Raw genomic sequence first — 15,508 nt, 5'->3', positions numbered from 1 at the left:
CCGGAGGAAAACCGGCGGCCCCGCGGGGCGTCGATCCGCCCATCCGCACCGCCCTGGCCCGAAGGGGGCGGATACGACACGATCGGGCAGACCCAGGACCCGCCGCGAACGGGTCGGCACCCGAGCCCGGAGCAGGACCAGTGAGCACACCCACGACCGCGCGGACCGCCCCGGACGGCCGGATGCCGCCGTTGTACGCGGCCGGGTTCACCACCGCCTTCGGCGCGCACGGCATCGCCGCCAGCCTCGGCGCCCGCTCCGCGCACGCGGTCACCTCACTGCTCGTGCTCGGCGGACTGCTCGCCCTGTACGACGGCGCCGAGGTGCTCCTCAAGCCGCTGTTCGGCGCCCTCGCCGACCGGGTCGGCGCCCGCCCGGTCCTGCTCGGCGGGCTCGTCGCCTTCGCCGCCGCCTCGGCCGTCTACGGGGTGGCGGACAGCCCCGGATGGCTGTGGCCCGCCCGTCTCGGCCAGGGCGCGGCGGCCTCCGCCTTCTCCCCGGCGGCCTCCGCCCTGGTCGCCCGTCTCAATCCCGCGGCCCGGCACGGCCGCGCCTTCGGGTCGTACGGCTTCTACAAGTCCGTCGGCTACACCCTGGGCCCGCTGCTCGGCGGAGTGCTCGTGTGGGCGGGCGGCCTGCGGCTGCTGTTCGCGGTGACGGCGGTGCTCGGCGCGGCGGTCGCGGTGTGGGCCGCGCTCGCCGTGCCCGTCGTACCGCCGCTGCCCAGGGCGCGGCAGACGGGGCTCGACCTGGCCCGGCGCCTGGCCGACCCGGCGTTCCTCGCCCCGACCGCCGCGCTGGCCGCCGCGACCGCCGCCCTCGCGGCCGGTGTGGGCTTCCTGCCGGTCTCGGGCCGGACGGCCGGGCTGGGCACGGTGGCCACGGGCGCCGCCGTGTCGGTGCTGGCCGCCTGCGCGGCCGTCGCCCAGCCGCGCGCCGGGCGCGCCCTGGACGCCGGGCGGCTGACGACCCGCTCCGGTCTCACCGCCGGACTGCTGATCGGCGCCGCCGGACTGGGCTGCGCCACGCTGCCCGGCCTGCCCGGCATCCTGGCCGGCGCCGCCCTGATCGGCGTGGGCGCGGGCCTGATCACCCCGCTCGGCTTCGCGGCGCTGGCCGCCGCCACCCCGGCCGAACGCCTGGGCCGGACCATGGGCGCCGCCGAACTCGGCCGCGAGCTCGGCGACGCGGGCGGCCCGTTGCTCGTCGCCGCGGTCGCCACGGCGACCACCCTGGCCCTCGGCTTCGCGGCCCTCGCGGCGCTGCTCGCCCTCGGCCCCGCGGTCGGCCTCGCCATCGGGCTCGTACGCCGTCGCCGCAGCGGGTGACGCCGTACGCCGTCGTGTCGGCCGCCGGTGCCGTACGACGTGCCGTCAGCGGGTGGAGCCCCGCGCCGTCGCCTCGGGGGAGGTGTCGTACGCCGTGGCCTCAGCAGGTGATGTCGAGCGTGACGACCGCGCCCGGTGAGGTGTTCTCGGCGCGGGCGGTGCCGTCGTGGGAGGCGGCGACGGCGGCGACGAGGGCGAGTCCGAGGCCGGTGCCGGGGGTGGTGCGACTCGTCTCGGCGCGGGTGAAGCGCTCGAAGGCGTGCGGGAGGAAGTCGCCGGGGAAGCCGGAGCCCGCGTCGGCGACGGACAGGCTCAGCCGTCCGTCCCGGACCGTCGCGCGCAGGGCGATCGCACCGGCGCCGTGCCGCAGGGCGTTGTCCAGCAGGGTTCCGATGGCCGGATGCAGCCAGTGCGGATCGACCCGTACGGTCGCGTCGTCGCAGGTGACGGTGAGGGTGCGTCCGTCCCGTCCGGCGGCCGCCCGATAGGGGGCCGACGCGTCGTCCAGGAGGCGGTCCAGCGCCACGGGGGAGCGCTGGATGCGTTCGCCGCTGTCGAGCTGTTCCAGGTCGAGCAGGGTGTTGGCCAGAGTGACCAGCCGGCGGACCTCGGTGTCGACGGAGCGCAGGGTGTCGGTCAGCTCCCCGGCGGTGCGCGGGCGGTGCAGGGCGACGTCGAGTTCGGCGCGCATCAGGGTGAGCGGGGTGCGCAGTTCGTGGCTGGCGTCCGCGATGAACTGGTGCTCCCGGGCGGCGGAGGCGGCCAGCCGGTCGAGCATCCGGTTGAGGGTGTGGCCGAGCCGGGTGATCTCGTCGTCGCGGTCGGCGGGCACGTCCAGGCGCAGGTCCTGGCCGCCGTCGGCCAGCTTGGCCGCGCCGCGCCGGTAGCGCTCCACGGGGCGCAGGGCCGCCCGCGCGGTGCGGTAGCCGACGTAGGAGGCGGCGATGAGCGTCAGGCCCGAGGCGAAGGCGAGCTGGGCCAGCAGTTCGCGCAGCGCCTCGTCGCGGTGGCCGCGCCGCACCGCGGCGACCACCAGGCGCACGTGGCCGCCGGCGGTGACCCGCGCGGCCTGGACCCGCAGGGTGTCGGCGGTGATCGGCAGCAGCGAGCCGACGTCGCGCCGGACCGTGTGCCCGCGCGCGGCGGCGCCGCGTTCGGCGGCGGTGAGCAGCGGCCTGCCGCGTACGGCGGGGTCGGCGTCCAGGATCCGCCCCCGGGCGTCGAGGACCTGGTGGAGGCTGCCGCTGGGGCCGGGCGGGAGCGCGGCGCCCGCGCGTACGGCCCGGTCGAGGGTGTGCTGGTACGTGGCCAGGTCGTCGTCGAGCTGCTGGTCCAGGGCGGTCTGGACCCGCCAGTACACCAGGCCCGCCGTCCCCGTCAGGACGAGGGACATGGTGACGGCCACGGCCAGCACCAGGCGGGTGACCACGGGCAGCCGCTGGGCGCGCGCCCGCAGACCGGGCCTGGTCACGGCGCGGTCTCCAGGCGGTAGCCGCGTCCGCGCAGGGTGGTGATCGTCGTACGGCCGAAGGCCCGGTCGACCTTGGCGCGCACCTTGGAGACGTGGACGTCTATGGCGTTGCTGCGCAGGTCGGTCTCGCCGTCCCAGACCTCGTCGAGCAGCTGGAGGCGGGAGACCACCCGGCCGGCGTTCTCCATGAGCACGCGCAGTACGGCGAACTCCCGGCGGGACAGGTCGAGTTCGGTGTCCGCCCGCCATGCGCGCTGCTGCTCCGGGTCGAGCACGAGGTCGCCGACCCGGAGGCGGCCGGCGGCGTCGGGGCGGCGCCGGGATATCGCGCGCAGCCGGGCGAGCAGCTCCTCCATCGCGAAGGGCTTCACGAGGTAGTCGTCGGCGCCGGCGTCCAGCCCGGCCACCCGCTCGCTGATCGCCCCGCGCGCGGTCAGCAGGACGATGGGGACGTCGACGCCCTCGTCGCGCAGGGTCCGGCACACCTCCACGCCGTCCAGGCCCGGCAGCATCACGTCCAGGACCACGGCGTCGACCCGCGGGTCGCGCGCGGCGGCCAGGCCGGCGGGACCGTCGTAGCGGCCCTCGGCGGTGTGGCCGGACTCGCCCAGGTAGCGGACGACCAGGTCGGTCAGGCGGGACTCGTCGTCGACGACCAGGCAGTGCATGGCCGCCAGGCTAGCCCTCGCGCGGACGGCACCCGCCGGGCCCCCGGCCGGGACGCCGGTCCACCGGCCGGTTCCACGCTCGGGCGGTCCGGGCGGTCCGGGCACCGGGACGGGAGCAGGGCCCTCAAGCCTTCATGGTCTGTTCATGCGTCGTCCCTAGCGTTCTTCACGCCGCGGTGCTCCGTGGGCCGGGAGCCGGTCCGCCGTCCGACGCGCCGCCGGAGAAGGGACCTTCATGCACACAGCGATACCGGTGCTGCTCTCCGCCAAGGGCATCACCGACCACATCGCCCCCGCCGACCTGATCACCCGCGGCGGCCTCGACGTCGTCGCGCTGATGATCCTGGTCGGCGGACTTCACCGGCGTCGCGGCAGCGCGCCCGGAATCCCGCTCGTCCTGGTCGCGCTGAACCTCGGCCTGTTCGCCGCGATGAGCACGATCAGCTCCGGCAAGTTCCCGGCCGGGGTCGGCTTCGGCCTGTTCGGCATTCTCTCCCTGGTCCGGCTGCGCAGTGCGGCGTTCACCCTCCGGGACGTCGCCTACACCTTCGTGACCCTGGTCGTCGCCCTGTGCACCGGGCTGCCGCAACGGCAGCACTGGCTGGTCATCGCCCTGGTCGCGGCGGTCCTGCTCGCCGTGCTGCTGGTCGACGCCCCGGGGACGGAGACCCGCACCCGCACGGTCAGGCTCACCCTCGACCGCATCTACCCGACCCCCGACCTGATCGCCCAGGACGTCGCCCTCCGCTTCGGGCAGGCCCCCCTCTCCGTGGCCGTCGACGAGGTCGACTACGTCCGCGAGACCACCCGGGTCTCCGCCCGCTACCCCGTCACCGAGCAGACCGGGCCGGCGCCGACGGAACCGGAACTCGCCGCCGCCGCGGACTCCGGGACCGCCCTGTGACGCCGGGCGCCACCGTCACCTCCGGCGGCCCCTCCTCCGGCGCCTCCGCCGATCTGGCCTCCGGCCCCGCCGCGGACCCCTCCTCGTCCCTGTCCTCCTCCGTCTCCACCTCCCTCGCCGCCGCCCTCGGCCTCGTCCGGCTCCCCGGTGCCACGCTCGCCGAGGTCGACGCGGCCGCCGCCCTCCAGCACCGCACCGACCGCAAGTACCTCGTCCCGCTCGAGAGCGCCCGCGCCTTCGTCGACCGCCTCGCGGACAGCCACCGCGTCCTCGACCTGGACGGCCGCCGTACGACGACGTACCTGAGCACCTACTTCGACACCCCGCGGCTGGGCGCCTGGCACGCCCATGTGCAGGGCCGCCGCCGGCGCTGGAAGGTCCGCACCCGCCTGTACGCGGAGGACGGACTGTGCCGGGTGGAGGTGAAGACCAAGGACGGCCGCGGCGCCACCGTCAAGCACGCGCTGCGCGCCACCGCGCGGTCTTACGGCCGGCTCGACGCGCCGTCGGCCGAGTTCGTCGACGACGTCCTGCGGCGCGCCGGGATCCCCGTCACCACCGCCGACCTGGCCCCGGCCGCCGAGATCCGCTACGTCCGCGTGGCCCTCGCCGACCTGCGCCTCGGCACCCGCGTCACCCTGGACGGCGGCCTCAGCTGCCATCGGGACGCCCGCACGGCCGGCCTCGCCCCGGACGTCGTCCTCGTCGAGACCAAGGGCACCGCCCGGCCCGCCCCCGCCGACCGGCTGCTGCTGGGCCTCGGCGCCCGGCCCGTGTCCCTCAGCAAGTACATCGTGGGCCAGTCCCTGCTCACCCCGGGCCTGCCCGACAACGACGTACGCCGCCTCGCCCGCACCCACTTCCGACCGGGTTCCCCCACCGAAAGGTCCACCGCCGCATGAACGCCCTGCGCAGCATCAAGTGGCCGTACGCCCTCATCGCCCTGCTCGCCGTCGCGGCCGCCACCGTCGGCCTGCTGCGGCCCCAGCTGATCCCGGCCGGCGCGGCCACCGGCAAGAAGAAGCCCGGCGCGACGGCGCGGATCAAGCAGAACCCGCCCCCCGAGCTGTTCACCGACGCCGAGATCGCCGCCATCGGCAAGCTGGCCGAGGCCCAGCGCAAGAAGGCCGACGCCCTCTTCGCGCACTGGAAGGCCCAGCACGGCACCGCCCGCGACGACACGGCGTTCGCCGCCTGGGCCGCGCGCCAGGTCCCCGCGCCGCCCGCCGCGAGCGCCCGCACCGCCGAACTCCACCAGGTCCAGCAGCTCGCCAAGACCCGGACGGCCGCCGGGAAGAAGGCGGCCACCTGGCTGGAGGCCTACGGCAAGAAGGACATCTGGAAGCTCTACCTCCACGACCAGCGCGAACTGATCCCCGCCCCGCAGGGCACGGCCGAGAAGGCCGAGCTCAAGGCCGCCCTGAAGCTGGGCAAGACGATCAGCGACCAGCTCGCCGCCAAGGACAAGCAGCCCGCCCCCTTCGTCCTCGACCCGACCCTGCGCCCCGAGAAGCACATCCAGCCCGGCGCCAAGGGCCCGTACTCCTACCCCTCCCGTCACGCCACCCGCGCCGCCGCCGCGGTCACCTTCCTCAGCGCCCTGTCCCCGCACCGCGCCCCGGAGTACGCGTGGATGCGCGCCGAGGTCCTCTACTCCCGCCTCTACATGGCCGGCCACGTCACCAGCGACCTGACCGCCGGCACCCTGCTCGGCGACCTGATCGGCGACTACGAACTCATGGTCAGCGGCCACTGACCACCCGCCCCCACGGACCGGCGGACACCGGCTGTCCGGCCTCCGTGAACCGGCTGCCCGCCCTCCACGAACCGGCGGCCCGTCCCCACCCGGGGCCGGGCCGCCGCGGTGTGCCCGGCCTGCCCGGCCGCTCACCGACGCGGCTCGTCGGGCAGTTCCAGGTGCAGGGCGTATCCGCCGTCGGGCGTCGGGCCGGAGGTGACGGCCCCGCCGAGGAGTTCGGCGCGCTGGCGCAGGCCGGCGAGACCGTACTGGGCGCTGGGCAGGGCGAGTGCGTGGCGGGTGGGGGCGGTGTTGGTGATCGTGGTGTGGACGGTGCGGCCCCTGTGGTCGATGCGGACGGTGGCCGTGGCGCCGGGCGCGTGCTTGCGGACGTTCGTCAGGGCCTCCTGGACGGTCCGGTAGACGGCGCGCTGGATGGTGGGCGGGAGGTCCGCCGGGAGCCCGGACTCCAGTTTCGCCTCGATACCGCTGGTCTCCACCAGGCGCCGCAGGTCGGCGAGGGAGGGCTGGGGGGTGAGTTCGGTGGGACGGCTGCCGGAGGCGCGCAGCACGCTGACCATGTGCCGCAGCTCGTCGAGGGTCTGCACGCTGAGCCGGCGGATCGTGGCCGCGGCCTCCCTCGTCTCGGGGTCGCCGCTGCCCACCTGGAGCGCTCCGGCCTGGACGGCGATCAGGCTGACCTGGTGGGAGACCACGTCGTGCATCTCGCGGGCGAGCTGCGCGCGTTCCTTCGCGAGGACGCTCTGAGCGGTCAGCAGTTTCTCGTGCTCGCGGGCCTCGGAGATCTCGGTGAGCCGCAGCGACAGGTCGCGCCGGGCCTGTACGAGCTGGCCCAGGAAGACGGGGGCGGCCGCGGTGGCCAGCGTGTAGCTGAGGTGGAAGAGGTTGCCGCTCTGGGTGAACTCGGTGGCCCGCACGGTCGACCACGGCCAGGGCAGGAAGTCGCCGGCGGCGAAGAGCAGCGCGCAGCCGGCCAGCAGCACGCGGTGGCGGCTGAGCGAGGCCAGGGTGTACAGCGCGGCCGTGGTGGCGACCGCCGCGTCGGAGATCATGGCGGTGGGGAGGGTGAGCGCGAAGGTGGTCAGCGGCAGCCGGCGCCGCAGCAGCAGCGCGAAGGCGGCCAGCAGCGACACGGCCAGCGCCGCCCGGTCCGCGGCGTCGACGTGCACCCACGCGTCGGCCAGCGAGACCCCGACGAGCGCGACGTCCACCAGCGGGGCGGGCGGTCTGCGGGCCCTCATCCGGCGTCCTTCCCCTCGCCTGCCCCTGCCCCTGCCCCTGCGCCTGCCCCTCCACCCTCGCCCGCGCCGTCGGCCTCGTCCTGGGGCCGGACCAGGAGGCCCGCTCGCTCGGCGATCAGCGCCGCCTGGACCCGGCTGCCGACCCGCAGCTTGCCGAACACCGCGCTGACGTGGCCTTTCACGGTGCCCGTGCTCAGATGCAGCCGGTCGCCGATGTCGTTGTTGGCCAGCCCCTCCGCCATCAGCACGAGCACGGCGCGCTCGCGCTCGGTCAGCCGGTCGGTGAGGCGGACGGCGGACGGCTCGCGGACATCGGTGTCGAGGTAGCCGTTCACCACGGTCCGGGCGACCTTGGACGACAGCACGGGGCCGCCCTCGGCCAGCGTGCGCACGAGATGGGGCAGATGCTCGGGGTCGGTGTCCTTGAGCAGGAATCCGGCGGCGCCCGAGCGCAGCGCGGAGGCGACGTACTCGTCGGTGTCGAAGGTGGTGAGCATGGCCACCACCGGCGGCTCCCGCAGACGGCGGAGCTCGGCCAGGACGGTGAGCCCGTCCACGTCCGGCATCCGGATGTCCAGCAGGACGACGTCGGGCCGCAGCTCCCGCACCGTGGGGACGGCCCGGCCGCCCGGAACCGCGCCCACGACCTCGATGCCGTCCGCCGCGTTGAGGATGTGGGTGAAGCCCCTGCGGATCAGGGCTTCGTCGTCCACCACCAGGACCCGGATCACGTGCGCTCCACTCGTCGCAGGGCCGCCGGTCGATCCGTACCCCCCGGACGCCGGCCGATCGGTGGGCCGTGCGCGATTCCCACCGGTTGGCGGGGTGGTCCCAGCCGGTCGGCCGGGGTGAGTCCGGCCGACCGGCGGGGTGCCTTCGGAAACCCGCCCCGGTGGCCGGGGGCGGTCCGCCGGTCATACCTCGGAGCATGACGCCGAACGCACCCTCGCCCGCGCCGACGCACGAGCCGCCGAGCAATCCGACGCACGAGCCGCCGAGCAAGCCGCCGAGCAAGACGGTGGACCAGGCGCGGGGCAGGCCGCCGAGCAAGGCGGTGGGCAAGCCGCTGAGCAGGCCGCTCAGCCAGACGGTGAGCAAGCCGCTGGACAAGCCCCCCGAGACTCCGAGCGAGCGCGCGGGGAACCGCTCCTCCCCTCCCTCCGACCCGCCGTCCACGTCCACCGGGCGGCTCGTCGGCATCGACCTGGCCCGTGGGCTCGCCGTCTTCGGCATGTACGCCGCCCACGTCGGCCCCGATGTGACGGTCGGCGGCCCGGTGGGCTTCCTGATGGAGGCGGCCCGCGGACGCTCCTCCGCGCTCTTCGCCGTGCTCGCCGGCTTCTCGCTGGTCATCATCACCGGCCGGCCGCGTCCGCGCACCGGGCGCTCCGGCCGCCAGGCCGTGGCGAGGGTCGTGATCCGGTCCGCCGTCCTGATGGTGCTCGGCTACGCCCTGACGGCCCTGGGCACCGACGTGGCCGTGATCCTCAGCTTCTACGCGGTGCTCTTCGTGGCCGTGCTCCCGCTGTACCGGCTGCGCGCACGGACGCTCGCGCTGATCGCCGCCGCGGGCGCGCTGGTCATGCCCCTCTCGCTCCACGCGATCCGAGGGGCGATCGAGACGGGGGGCTGGGCGGACGCCGTCACCGCCTGGGACCCGCTGGCCCGGATCAGCGGCACGGACGGCGTCCTGGAACTCCTCTTCACCGGGGAGTACCCGGTGCTCACGTGGATGCCGTTCCTGGTCGCGGGGATGGCGGTGGCCCGGCTCGACCTCACGCGGCCGGGCGTACGGTCCCGGCTGGCCCTCGCGGGCGGCACGCTCGCCCTGCTCGGCTACGGCGGTTCCTGGCTGGCCCTGCGCCTGGTGCCGCACGCCCTGTCCACCGTCGCGGCCGCCACGGGCGCCGGCTCGGCGTCGTCCGCCTGGTGGTCCGACACCGTGGGCGAACCCGAGACCCACACCCCGCTCGCCTGGCTGCTGGTGGCGGCGCCGCACAGCCAGACGACCTTCTCCGTCCTCGGCAACACGGGCGTCGCTCTCCTGGTGACGGCGGCGTGCCTGACCGTGGCCGACCGGATGCCGCGACTCACGGCCCTGGCCGGACCGGTCACGGCGGTCGGCACGATGGCCCTGACCACGTACGTCCTGCACATCGTCGCCCTCTGGTTCTTCGCCGACGTCTGGCACGTGAAGGCGGTCGGCACCGACACCATGTCGGCGCTGCCGGTCCTGCTCGCCTTCATCGCGTCGGCGACGCTCCTGGCGACCGCATGGACCCGCCGATTCCGCCGCGGCCCCCTGGAACACCTGCTCCACCTCGCCACCGGGCCCGCGCGGCACGTCAGATAGAGCGGCACGTCAGAGGGAGGGGGCCGCGTCCTCCCGCCCGGCGTCGATCTCGGCGATCAGGGCCTCGACCCGCTTCCGGATCTCGTCGCGGATGGGACGCACGGACTCCACGCCCTTGCCGGCCGGGTCCGCCAGGGCCCAGTCGAGGTACTCCTTGCCCGGGAAGACCGGGCAGGCGTCACCGCAGCCCATGGTGATGACGTAGTCGGACGCCTGGACGGCCTCGGCGGTGAGGATCTTCGGCCTGGCCGCGGAGATGTCGATGCCGGCCTCGCGCATCGCCTCGACCGCGGCCGGGTTGACCTGGTCGCCGGGGGCGGAACCGGCGGAGCGGACCTCGATCCGGTCGCCCGCGAGGTGGGAGAGGAAGCCGGCGGCCATCTGCGAACGCCCGGCGTTGTGGACGCAGACGAACAGCACGGAGGCGAGCGGGCGGGAGGCCATGGGGTGTTCCTTCGGGTCGGTGGAGTGGGCGACGTGCAGGTGCGGGCCCCGAGGGTCAGCCCAGGCTGGTATCAGTCCAGACTGATGTGACAGTATCAGTCCATGCTGACGTCAGTCGACGCTGATCTGATCCGGGTGCTGGCCGACCCGCTCAGGCTCCGGATCGTCACCCTGCTCGCCGAGGAGACGCTCTGCACCACGCACCTGGTCGAGGAGACCGGCGCGAAGCAGACGAACCTCTCCAACCATCTGAAGGTGTTGCGCGAGGCGGGCGTCGTCGAGACGGAGCCGTGCGGCCGGTACACCTACTACAGGCTGCGCCCGGACGTGATCGCCCAGCTCGCCGGCCGGTTCGCGGAACTGGCCGACTCCGCCCGGAACGCCGCCGACAACAAGAGGGCCTGCCCGTGACCCGCACCGAAGCACCAGCGACGGCCCAAGAGGCGTCGATCGTCGCGAAGCTGTCGACGCTCGACCGCTTCCTCGCCGTCTGGATCCTGCTCGCCATGGCCGTCGGCCTCGGCCTCGGCCGGCTCGTCCCCGGCCTGAACGGCGCCCTGGCCGAGGTCGAGATCGGCGGCATCTCCCTGCCGATCGCCATCGGCCTGCTGGTCATGATGTACCCGGTCCTGGCCAAGGTCCGCTACGACCGGCTCGACGCGGTCACCGGCGACCGGAGGCTCATGGTCTCCTCGCTGGTCGTCAACTGGCTCGTCGGCCCGGCCGTCATGTTCGCGCTGGCGTGGACCTTCCTGCCGGACCTGCCGGAGTACCGCACCGGCCTGATCGTCGTCGGCCTCGCCCGATGCATCGCCATGGTCGTCATCTGGAACGACCTGGCGTGCGGCGACCGCGAGGCCGCCGCCGTCCTGGTCGCCCTGAACTCGGTCTTCCAGGTCCTCGCGTTCGGCCTGCTCGGCTGGTTCTACCTCGACCTGCTGCCCGGCTGGCTCGGCCTGGGCGACGGCGAACACCTGAACATCTCCATGGTGAAGATCGCCCTGAACGTCGTCGTCTTCCTGGGCGTCCCCCTGCTCGCCGGGTTCCTCACCCGCCGCGTCGGCGAGAAGAAGCTGGGCCGCGAGACGTACGAGACGGGGTTCCTGCCGAAGATCGGCCCCTGGGCGCTGTACGGCCTGCTGTTCACGATCGTCGTCCTGTTCGCCCTCCAGGGGAGGACGATCACGTCCCGGCCGCTGGACGTGGTCCGCATCGCCCTTCCGCTGCTGGCCTACTTCGCGGTGATGTGGTTCGGCGTCTTCGCCCTCGGCAAGGCGATCGGCCTGGCCTACGACCGGACCGCGACGCTCGCCTTCACCGCCGCCGGCAACAACTTCGAGCTGGCCATCGCGGTCGCCGTCGCCACCTTCGGCGTCACCTCCGGCCAGGCCCTGTCCGGCGTGGTCGGCCCGCTGATCGAGGTTCCGGTCCTGGTCGCGCTGGTGTACGTCTCCCTGGCCTGGCGGCGGAGGTTCAGCGCCGCGCGGCAGCTCACGCCCGCACCACAGGAGCGCTGAGGCACCCCCGGACCGCTCCGGCGTCCCCGGCGCTCACCGCGCCGCGGTCGCCGGGGCGGCCAGCAGGCTGCCCATGGTGGCCAGCACGGACGGCTCGACGCGGTAGTAGACCCAGGTGCCGCGCCGCTCGGAGGTGAGCAACCCGGCCTCCTTGAGCTTCTTCAGGTGATGGGACACCGTCGGCTGGGAGACACCGACGTCGGAGATGTCGCACACGCACGCCTCGCCGCCCTCGTGCGAGGCCACCGCGGAGAACAGCCGCAGCCGCACCGGGTCGCCGAGCGCCTTGAACATGCGTGCGGCCCGCTCCGCCTCCTCCGCGCTGAACGGACGCTCGGTGAGCGGCGGGCAGCACGCCTCCGCGGCCTGGCCGGGGGCGGGGGCCGTCGGCGGAAGCACCTCAGCATTCGACATGCGTCTATGTTGACACGCGTCGAACCAGAATGCCGAGGGGCGGAGCGCCCCGGAGCCGGGCCCGCCGGGAAGTGCCGTGCAGGCCGGGTGCCGAGGGGCGCGGTGAGCCCCATCATGGGGCGGCAACCTCACCTTCTCCCACCGGGCGGGACCCATGGACAGGGAAGTCATCCACGAAGAGATGCGGCGGGCCGGTGCGATGTTCCACCGGCTCCTGGACTCGGCCACGGCGGAGGACCTGCGCCGCCCGAGCGACGGAACCCGCTGGAACAACGAACAGCTGCTCTACCACATGCTGTTCGGCTACATGGTCGTACGGGCGCTGCTCCCGATGGTGCGCCTCTTCGGCCGTCTTCCGCCGGGCGCGAGCCGGGTGTGGGCGCGTGCGCTGGACGCCGCGACCCGGCCGTTCGACGTCGTCAACCATCTCGGTTCCGTGGCCGGCGCCCGGGTCTACGACCGGCGGCGCATGGGGGCGAAGCTCGATCGCACGCTCGCGGTCCTGCACCGCCGTCTGGAGGCCGAGCCGGACGCGGCCCTCGCGCGCACGATGGCCTTTCCGACCCGGTGGGATCCGTTCTTCAAGGACGTGATGACCCTCGAAGAGGTCTACCGGTACCCGACGCGGCACTTCGACTTCCACCGTGCCCAGCTCACCCTCGGCGGGCGGTCGTGACCTGAGCCCCCGCCGCCCGCCCCGCGGTGGCCGTGCGGGCGACTCCGCGGGGCGAGGCGTATGCCGGGGAGCCCCTGATTCGGTGAATGTCTATGTTGACGCATGTCGAACCAGGTGCCATGCTGGCCGGGCAGTTCATCGACGAACGTCGAAGCAAAGGGGAAGCCTCGTGAACGCGCCCACCAACGACCAGTCGCCCGTCGTCGTCATCGGCGCCGGCCCCGTCGGACTGGCCGCCGCCGCCCGCCTCGTCGAGCGCGGTCTCGACCCGCTGGTCCTGGAGGCCGGCCCCTCCGCCGGCACCGCGGTACGCGACTGGGCGCACGTGCGCCTGTTCTCCACGTGGGCCGAGGTCACCGACCCGGCCGCCGAGAAGCTCCTCGCCCCCACCGGCTGGACCCGTCCCGACGGCGCCGCCTGTCCCACCGGCGGCGACTGGGCCGAGCGGTACCTTCAGCCGCTCGCGGACGTCCTCGGCGACAAGGTCCGCTACGGCGCCACGGTGACCGGCGTCGCCCGCGCGGGCCGCGACCGCATCGTCGACGCCGACCGCGACGAGCAGCCCTTCACCGTGCACGTCCGGTCGGCCGACGGCCGCGAGGAGCGGATCGGCGCCCGCGCCGTCATCGACGCCTCCGGCACCTGGGGCGCCCCCGGCCCGATGGGCGCCGACGGCCTGCCCGCCCTCGGCGAGAAGGCCGCCTCCGACCGCGTCACGTACCACGTCCCGGACCTGAGGGACCCGGCCGTCCGCGCCCGGTACGCGGGCAGGCGCACCGCGGTCGTCGGCTCCGGCGCCTCCGCCTTCACCGCGCTCGCCGAACTCGCCGGTCTCGCCCGGGAACAGCCGGGCACGCACACGACGTGGGTCCTGCGCCGCGGCATCGGCGCGAGCACCTTCGGCGGCGGCGACGCCGACCAGCTCCCGGCCCGCGGCGCCCTGGGCCTGCGCGCCAAGGCCGCCGTCGAGGCGGGCCACGCGAGCGCCGTCACCGGGTTCCGCACGCGGGCGGTGGAACGCGACGGCGACCGGCTCGTCCTCGTCGCCGAGGACGGCCGCCGCCTGGAGCCGGTCGACGAGGTCGTCGTGCTCACCGGCTTCCGCCCGGACCTGTCCTTCCTCTCCGAGGTCCGCCTCGGCCTCGACGAGCGTCTCCAGGCCCCGGCCGCGCTGGCCCCGCTCATCGACCCCAACGTCCACTCCTGCGGCACGGTCTACCCGCACGGCGTGAACGAGCTGTCCCACCCCGAGAAGGACATCTACCTGGTCGGCATGAAGTCCTACGGCCGTGCTCCCACGTTCCTGGCGATGACCGGCTACGAGCAGGTCCGCTCCGTCACGGCCGCGATCGCCGGCGACCGCGAGGCCGCCGAGCGCGTCGAGCTGACCCTGCCCGAGACCGGCGTGTGCGGCGGCGCGGGCCTCTACGACGACCCCGAGGCCGCGGAGGGCACCGAGGGCGGCGGTTGCTGCGCGGCCCCGGCCACCCTCCGGATCGGCGTCGGCGCGCCGCCCGTCGGCGGCTGCTGACCCGGTGCGGCCGCCGCGACTCGGCGGCCGCACCGCCCTCCCCCCTCACCCTCTCGGCGCTCTCGCCCGCAGCGGCCCGGCGTAACGGCGGCGGGATCGGGAGGCGCGGGTGGACGTCCCGGGCGGGGAGCGGGCTCACCGCCGCAGGGTGGTCTCCCGCCCCATGTGCGCCAGCTTCTCGGGGTTGCGCACGGCGTAGAGCCCGCTGACGCGGCCGTCGTCGATGCGTACCGCCACGACCGTGTCGACCGCGCCGTCGATCCTGAGCACCAGCGCCGGGCAGGCGTTGACCTGGGCGGGCCGCAGCGACGCCGCGGTGACCCGGCCCAGCCCGGCGGCCAGCAGGCGGCCCACCTTGTCGGCCCCCACCACGGGCCGCAGGACGGCCTGCCGGACTCCGCCGCCGTCGCCGAGGAGGACGACGTCCGGGGCGAGGATGTCGAGAAAGCCCTGCAGATCGCCCGTCTCGACGGCCTGCTGGAACGCCTGCAGCGCGTCCCGGGTCTCGGCCGGGGAGGCGCCCCCGCGCGGCCGGCGCGCCGCGACGTGGGCCCGGGCCCGGTGCGCGATCTGGCGGACCGCGGCCGCGCTCTTGCCGACGGCCTCGGCGATCTCGTCGTACTCCACGTCGAACACCTCGCGCAGCACGAACACCGCCCGCTCGGTGGGTGTGAGCGTCTCCAGCACCAGCAGCATCGCCATCGAGACGCTGTCTGCCAGTTCGACGTCCTCGGCCACGTCCGGGGTGGTCAGCAAGGGCTCGGGCAGCCAGGTGCCGACGTAGGACTCCTTGCGGCGGCCGAGCGTGCGCAGCCGGGTCAGCGCCTGGCGCGTGGTGATCCGGACCAGGTACGCCCGCTCGTTCCGCACCGTGCCGAGATCGACACCCGCCCAGCGCAGCCAGGTCTCCTGCAGGACGTCCTCCGCGTCGGCGGCCGAGCCGAGCATCTCGTAGGCGACGGTGAACAGCAGATTGCGGTGCGCGACGAACGCCTCGGTGGCGGGGTCCGTGCGTCCGCCGGCGGGGGGCCGCCCGGTCGTTCCCCCCGCGTCCTCCGCGTCCTGCGCGCGCCTGCCGTGCTCGCTCATCACCACTGCTCCCGCCTGTCCGCTCCCGACGTCACCCTGCGCACAAGACGCCCGCCGCCGGGGGCTTGTGACACCCGTGAGCGGTGGCGCACGTCACACGGCACGTCCTGTCA

16 protein-coding genes are annotated in these 15,508 nt (G+C 74.7%); 9 read left to right on the top strand and 7 right to left on the bottom strand.

The window, feature by feature from the left end:
* Positions 1–182 precede the first annotated feature (182 nt).
* Complete coding sequence (locus ACIPM1_RS22870) at positions 183–1,328, top strand: MFS transporter (RefSeq protein ID WP_402437516.1); 1,146 nt, start codon at positions 183–185, stop codon at positions 1,326–1,328.
* A gap of 100 nt (positions 1,329–1,428) precedes the next feature.
* Here the strand turns inward: ACIPM1_RS22870 and ACIPM1_RS22865 are convergent, their stop codons facing one another.
* Together ACIPM1_RS22865 and ACIPM1_RS22860 are read right to left on the bottom strand one after the other, a co-directional pair.
* Positions 1,429–2,799, bottom strand: a complete 1,371-nt coding sequence (locus ACIPM1_RS22865; RefSeq protein ID WP_402437425.1) for an ATP-binding protein — start codon at positions 2,797–2,799, stop codon at positions 1,429–1,431.
* Positions 2,796–3,467, bottom strand: a complete 672-nt coding sequence (locus tag ACIPM1_RS22860) for a response regulator transcription factor (protein WP_402437423.1) — start codon at positions 3,465–3,467, stop codon at positions 2,796–2,798. Before ACIPM1_RS22860 ends, ACIPM1_RS22865 begins: the two co-directional genes overlap by 4 nt.
* Positions 3,468–3,702: 235 nt before the next feature.
* On the opposite strand from ACIPM1_RS22860, the gene ACIPM1_RS22855 reads away from it, so the two are divergent.
* From ACIPM1_RS22855 to ACIPM1_RS22845, 3 genes are read left to right on the top strand one after another with little or no spacing between them, the layout of a single operon-like run.
* The gene (locus ACIPM1_RS22855; RefSeq protein ID WP_402437421.1) at positions 3,703–4,371 is read left to right on the top strand and encodes a DUF4956 domain-containing protein; all 669 of its coding nucleotides are present in this window, start codon (positions 3,703–3,705) and stop codon (positions 4,369–4,371) included.
* Entirely contained in the window at positions 4,368–5,273 is a 906-nt protein-coding gene (locus ACIPM1_RS22850) for a polyphosphate polymerase domain-containing protein (protein ID WP_402437419.1), read from the top strand. The genes ACIPM1_RS22855 and ACIPM1_RS22850 overlap by 4 nt, the downstream gene beginning before the upstream one ends.
* On the top strand, positions 5,270–6,127 hold the full coding sequence (locus ACIPM1_RS22845; protein ID WP_402437417.1) for a phosphatase PAP2 family protein: 858 nt from the start codon (positions 5,270–5,272) through the stop codon (positions 6,125–6,127). Before ACIPM1_RS22850 ends, ACIPM1_RS22845 begins: the two co-directional genes overlap by 4 nt.
* Positions 6,128–6,258: 131 nt before the next feature.
* On the opposite strand, the gene ACIPM1_RS22840 is transcribed toward ACIPM1_RS22845, so the two are convergent.
* On the bottom strand, positions 6,259–7,371 hold the full coding sequence (locus ACIPM1_RS22840) for a sensor histidine kinase (protein WP_402437415.1): 1,113 nt from the start codon (positions 7,369–7,371) through the stop codon (positions 6,259–6,261).
* Entirely contained in the window at positions 7,368–8,102 is a 735-nt protein-coding gene (locus tag ACIPM1_RS22835) for a response regulator (protein ID WP_402437413.1), read from the bottom strand. The genes ACIPM1_RS22840 and ACIPM1_RS22835 overlap by 4 nt, the downstream gene beginning before the upstream one ends.
* A 197-nt stretch (positions 8,103–8,299) precedes the next feature.
* Here ACIPM1_RS22835 and ACIPM1_RS22830 point away from each other — a divergent pair, with 197 nt between their 5' ends.
* Positions 8,300–9,724: a DUF418 domain-containing protein gene (locus ACIPM1_RS22830; RefSeq protein ID WP_402437411.1), complete on the top strand. Its 1,425-nt coding sequence runs from the start codon at positions 8,300–8,302 to the stop codon at positions 9,722–9,724.
* A gap of 9 nt (positions 9,725–9,733) precedes the next feature.
* Here the strand turns inward: ACIPM1_RS22830 and ACIPM1_RS22825 are convergent, their stop codons facing one another.
* On the bottom strand, positions 9,734–10,168 hold the full coding sequence (locus ACIPM1_RS22825) for an arsenate reductase ArsC (RefSeq protein ID WP_402437409.1): 435 nt from the start codon (positions 10,166–10,168) through the stop codon (positions 9,734–9,736).
* A gap of 102 nt (positions 10,169–10,270) precedes the next feature.
* Between ACIPM1_RS22825 and ACIPM1_RS22820 the strand changes: the two genes are divergently transcribed.
* Positions 10,271–10,579, top strand: coding sequence for an ArsR/SmtB family transcription factor (locus tag ACIPM1_RS22820; protein ID WP_402437407.1), 309 nt, complete (start codon positions 10,271–10,273; stop codon positions 10,577–10,579).
* A complete protein-coding gene (gene arsB / locus ACIPM1_RS22815; protein WP_402437405.1) occupies positions 10,576–11,685 on the top strand; it encodes an ACR3 family arsenite efflux transporter in 1,110 nt (369 codons plus the stop codon). The genes ACIPM1_RS22820 and arsB overlap by 4 nt, the downstream gene beginning before the upstream one ends.
* Positions 11,686–11,718: 33 nt before the next feature.
* Here arsB and ACIPM1_RS22810 read toward each other — a convergent pair whose 3' ends face one another.
* Positions 11,719–12,099 (bottom strand): ArsR/SmtB family transcription factor, encoded by a 381-nt coding sequence (locus ACIPM1_RS22810; protein ID WP_402437403.1) that lies wholly within the window; start codon positions 12,097–12,099, stop codon positions 11,719–11,721.
* Between the two features lie 154 nt (positions 12,100–12,253).
* Here ACIPM1_RS22810 and ACIPM1_RS22805 point away from each other — a divergent pair, with 154 nt between their 5' ends.
* Together ACIPM1_RS22805 and ACIPM1_RS22800 are read left to right on the top strand one after the other, a co-directional pair.
* Positions 12,254–12,775, top strand: a complete 522-nt coding sequence (locus ACIPM1_RS22805) for a DinB family protein (protein WP_402437401.1) — start codon at positions 12,254–12,256, stop codon at positions 12,773–12,775.
* Positions 12,776–12,944: 169 nt separating this feature from the next.
* A complete protein-coding gene (locus tag ACIPM1_RS22800; RefSeq protein WP_402437399.1) occupies positions 12,945–14,306 on the top strand; it encodes an FAD-dependent oxidoreductase in 1,362 nt (453 codons plus the stop codon).
* 135 nt (positions 14,307–14,441) lie between these two features.
* Here ACIPM1_RS22800 and ACIPM1_RS22795 read toward each other — a convergent pair whose 3' ends face one another.
* The gene (locus ACIPM1_RS22795; protein WP_402437397.1) at positions 14,442–15,395 is read right to left on the bottom strand and encodes an RNA polymerase sigma-70 factor; all 954 of its coding nucleotides are present in this window, start codon (positions 15,393–15,395) and stop codon (positions 14,442–14,444) included.
* Between the last annotated feature and the right edge of the window lie 113 nt (positions 15,396–15,508).

Source organism: Streptomyces sp. NPDC086766, from assembly GCF_044746005.1.
Taxonomy (GTDB): domain Bacteria; phylum Actinomycetota; class Actinomycetes; order Streptomycetales; family Streptomycetaceae; genus Streptomyces.
The sequence above is the reverse complement of the archived record's forward strand: the minus strand, read 5'-3'. Positions and strand labels throughout refer to the sequence as shown.

What these genes read in the sequence shown, in the direction of transcription:
- ACIPM1_RS22830 (WP_402437411.1), top strand. Translation starts at nt 8,300, where the DNA reads ATGACGCCGAACGCACCCTCGCCCGCGCCGACGCACGAGCCGCCGAGC.
- ACIPM1_RS22805 (WP_402437401.1), top strand. Translation starts at nt 12,254, where the DNA reads ATGGACAGGGAAGTCATCCACGAAGAGATGCGGCGGGCCGGTGCGATG.
- ACIPM1_RS22860 (WP_402437423.1), bottom strand. Translation starts at nt 3,467, where the DNA reads ATGCACTGCCTGGTCGTCGACGACGAGTCCCGCCTGACCGACCTGGTC.
- ACIPM1_RS22855 (WP_402437421.1), top strand. Translation starts at nt 3,703, where the DNA reads ATGCACACAGCGATACCGGTGCTGCTCTCCGCCAAGGGCATCACCGAC.
- ACIPM1_RS22840 (WP_402437415.1), bottom strand. Translation starts at nt 7,371, where the DNA reads ATGAGGGCCCGCAGACCGCCCGCCCCGCTGGTGGACGTCGCGCTCGTC.
- ACIPM1_RS22845 (WP_402437417.1), top strand. Translation starts at nt 5,270, where the DNA reads ATGAACGCCCTGCGCAGCATCAAGTGGCCGTACGCCCTCATCGCCCTG.
- ACIPM1_RS22870 (WP_402437516.1), top strand. Translation starts at nt 183, where the DNA reads ATGCCGCCGTTGTACGCGGCCGGGTTCACCACCGCCTTCGGCGCGCAC.
- ACIPM1_RS22810 (WP_402437403.1), bottom strand. Translation starts at nt 12,099, where the DNA reads ATGTCGAATGCTGAGGTGCTTCCGCCGACGGCCCCCGCCCCCGGCCAG.
- ACIPM1_RS22825 (WP_402437409.1), bottom strand. Translation starts at nt 10,168, where the DNA reads ATGGCCTCCCGCCCGCTCGCCTCCGTGCTGTTCGTCTGCGTCCACAAC.
- ACIPM1_RS22795 (WP_402437397.1), bottom strand. Translation starts at nt 15,395, where the DNA reads ATGAGCGAGCACGGCAGGCGCGCGCAGGACGCGGAGGACGCGGGGGGA.
- ACIPM1_RS22820 (WP_402437407.1), top strand. Translation starts at nt 10,271, where the DNA reads ATGCTGACGTCAGTCGACGCTGATCTGATCCGGGTGCTGGCCGACCCG.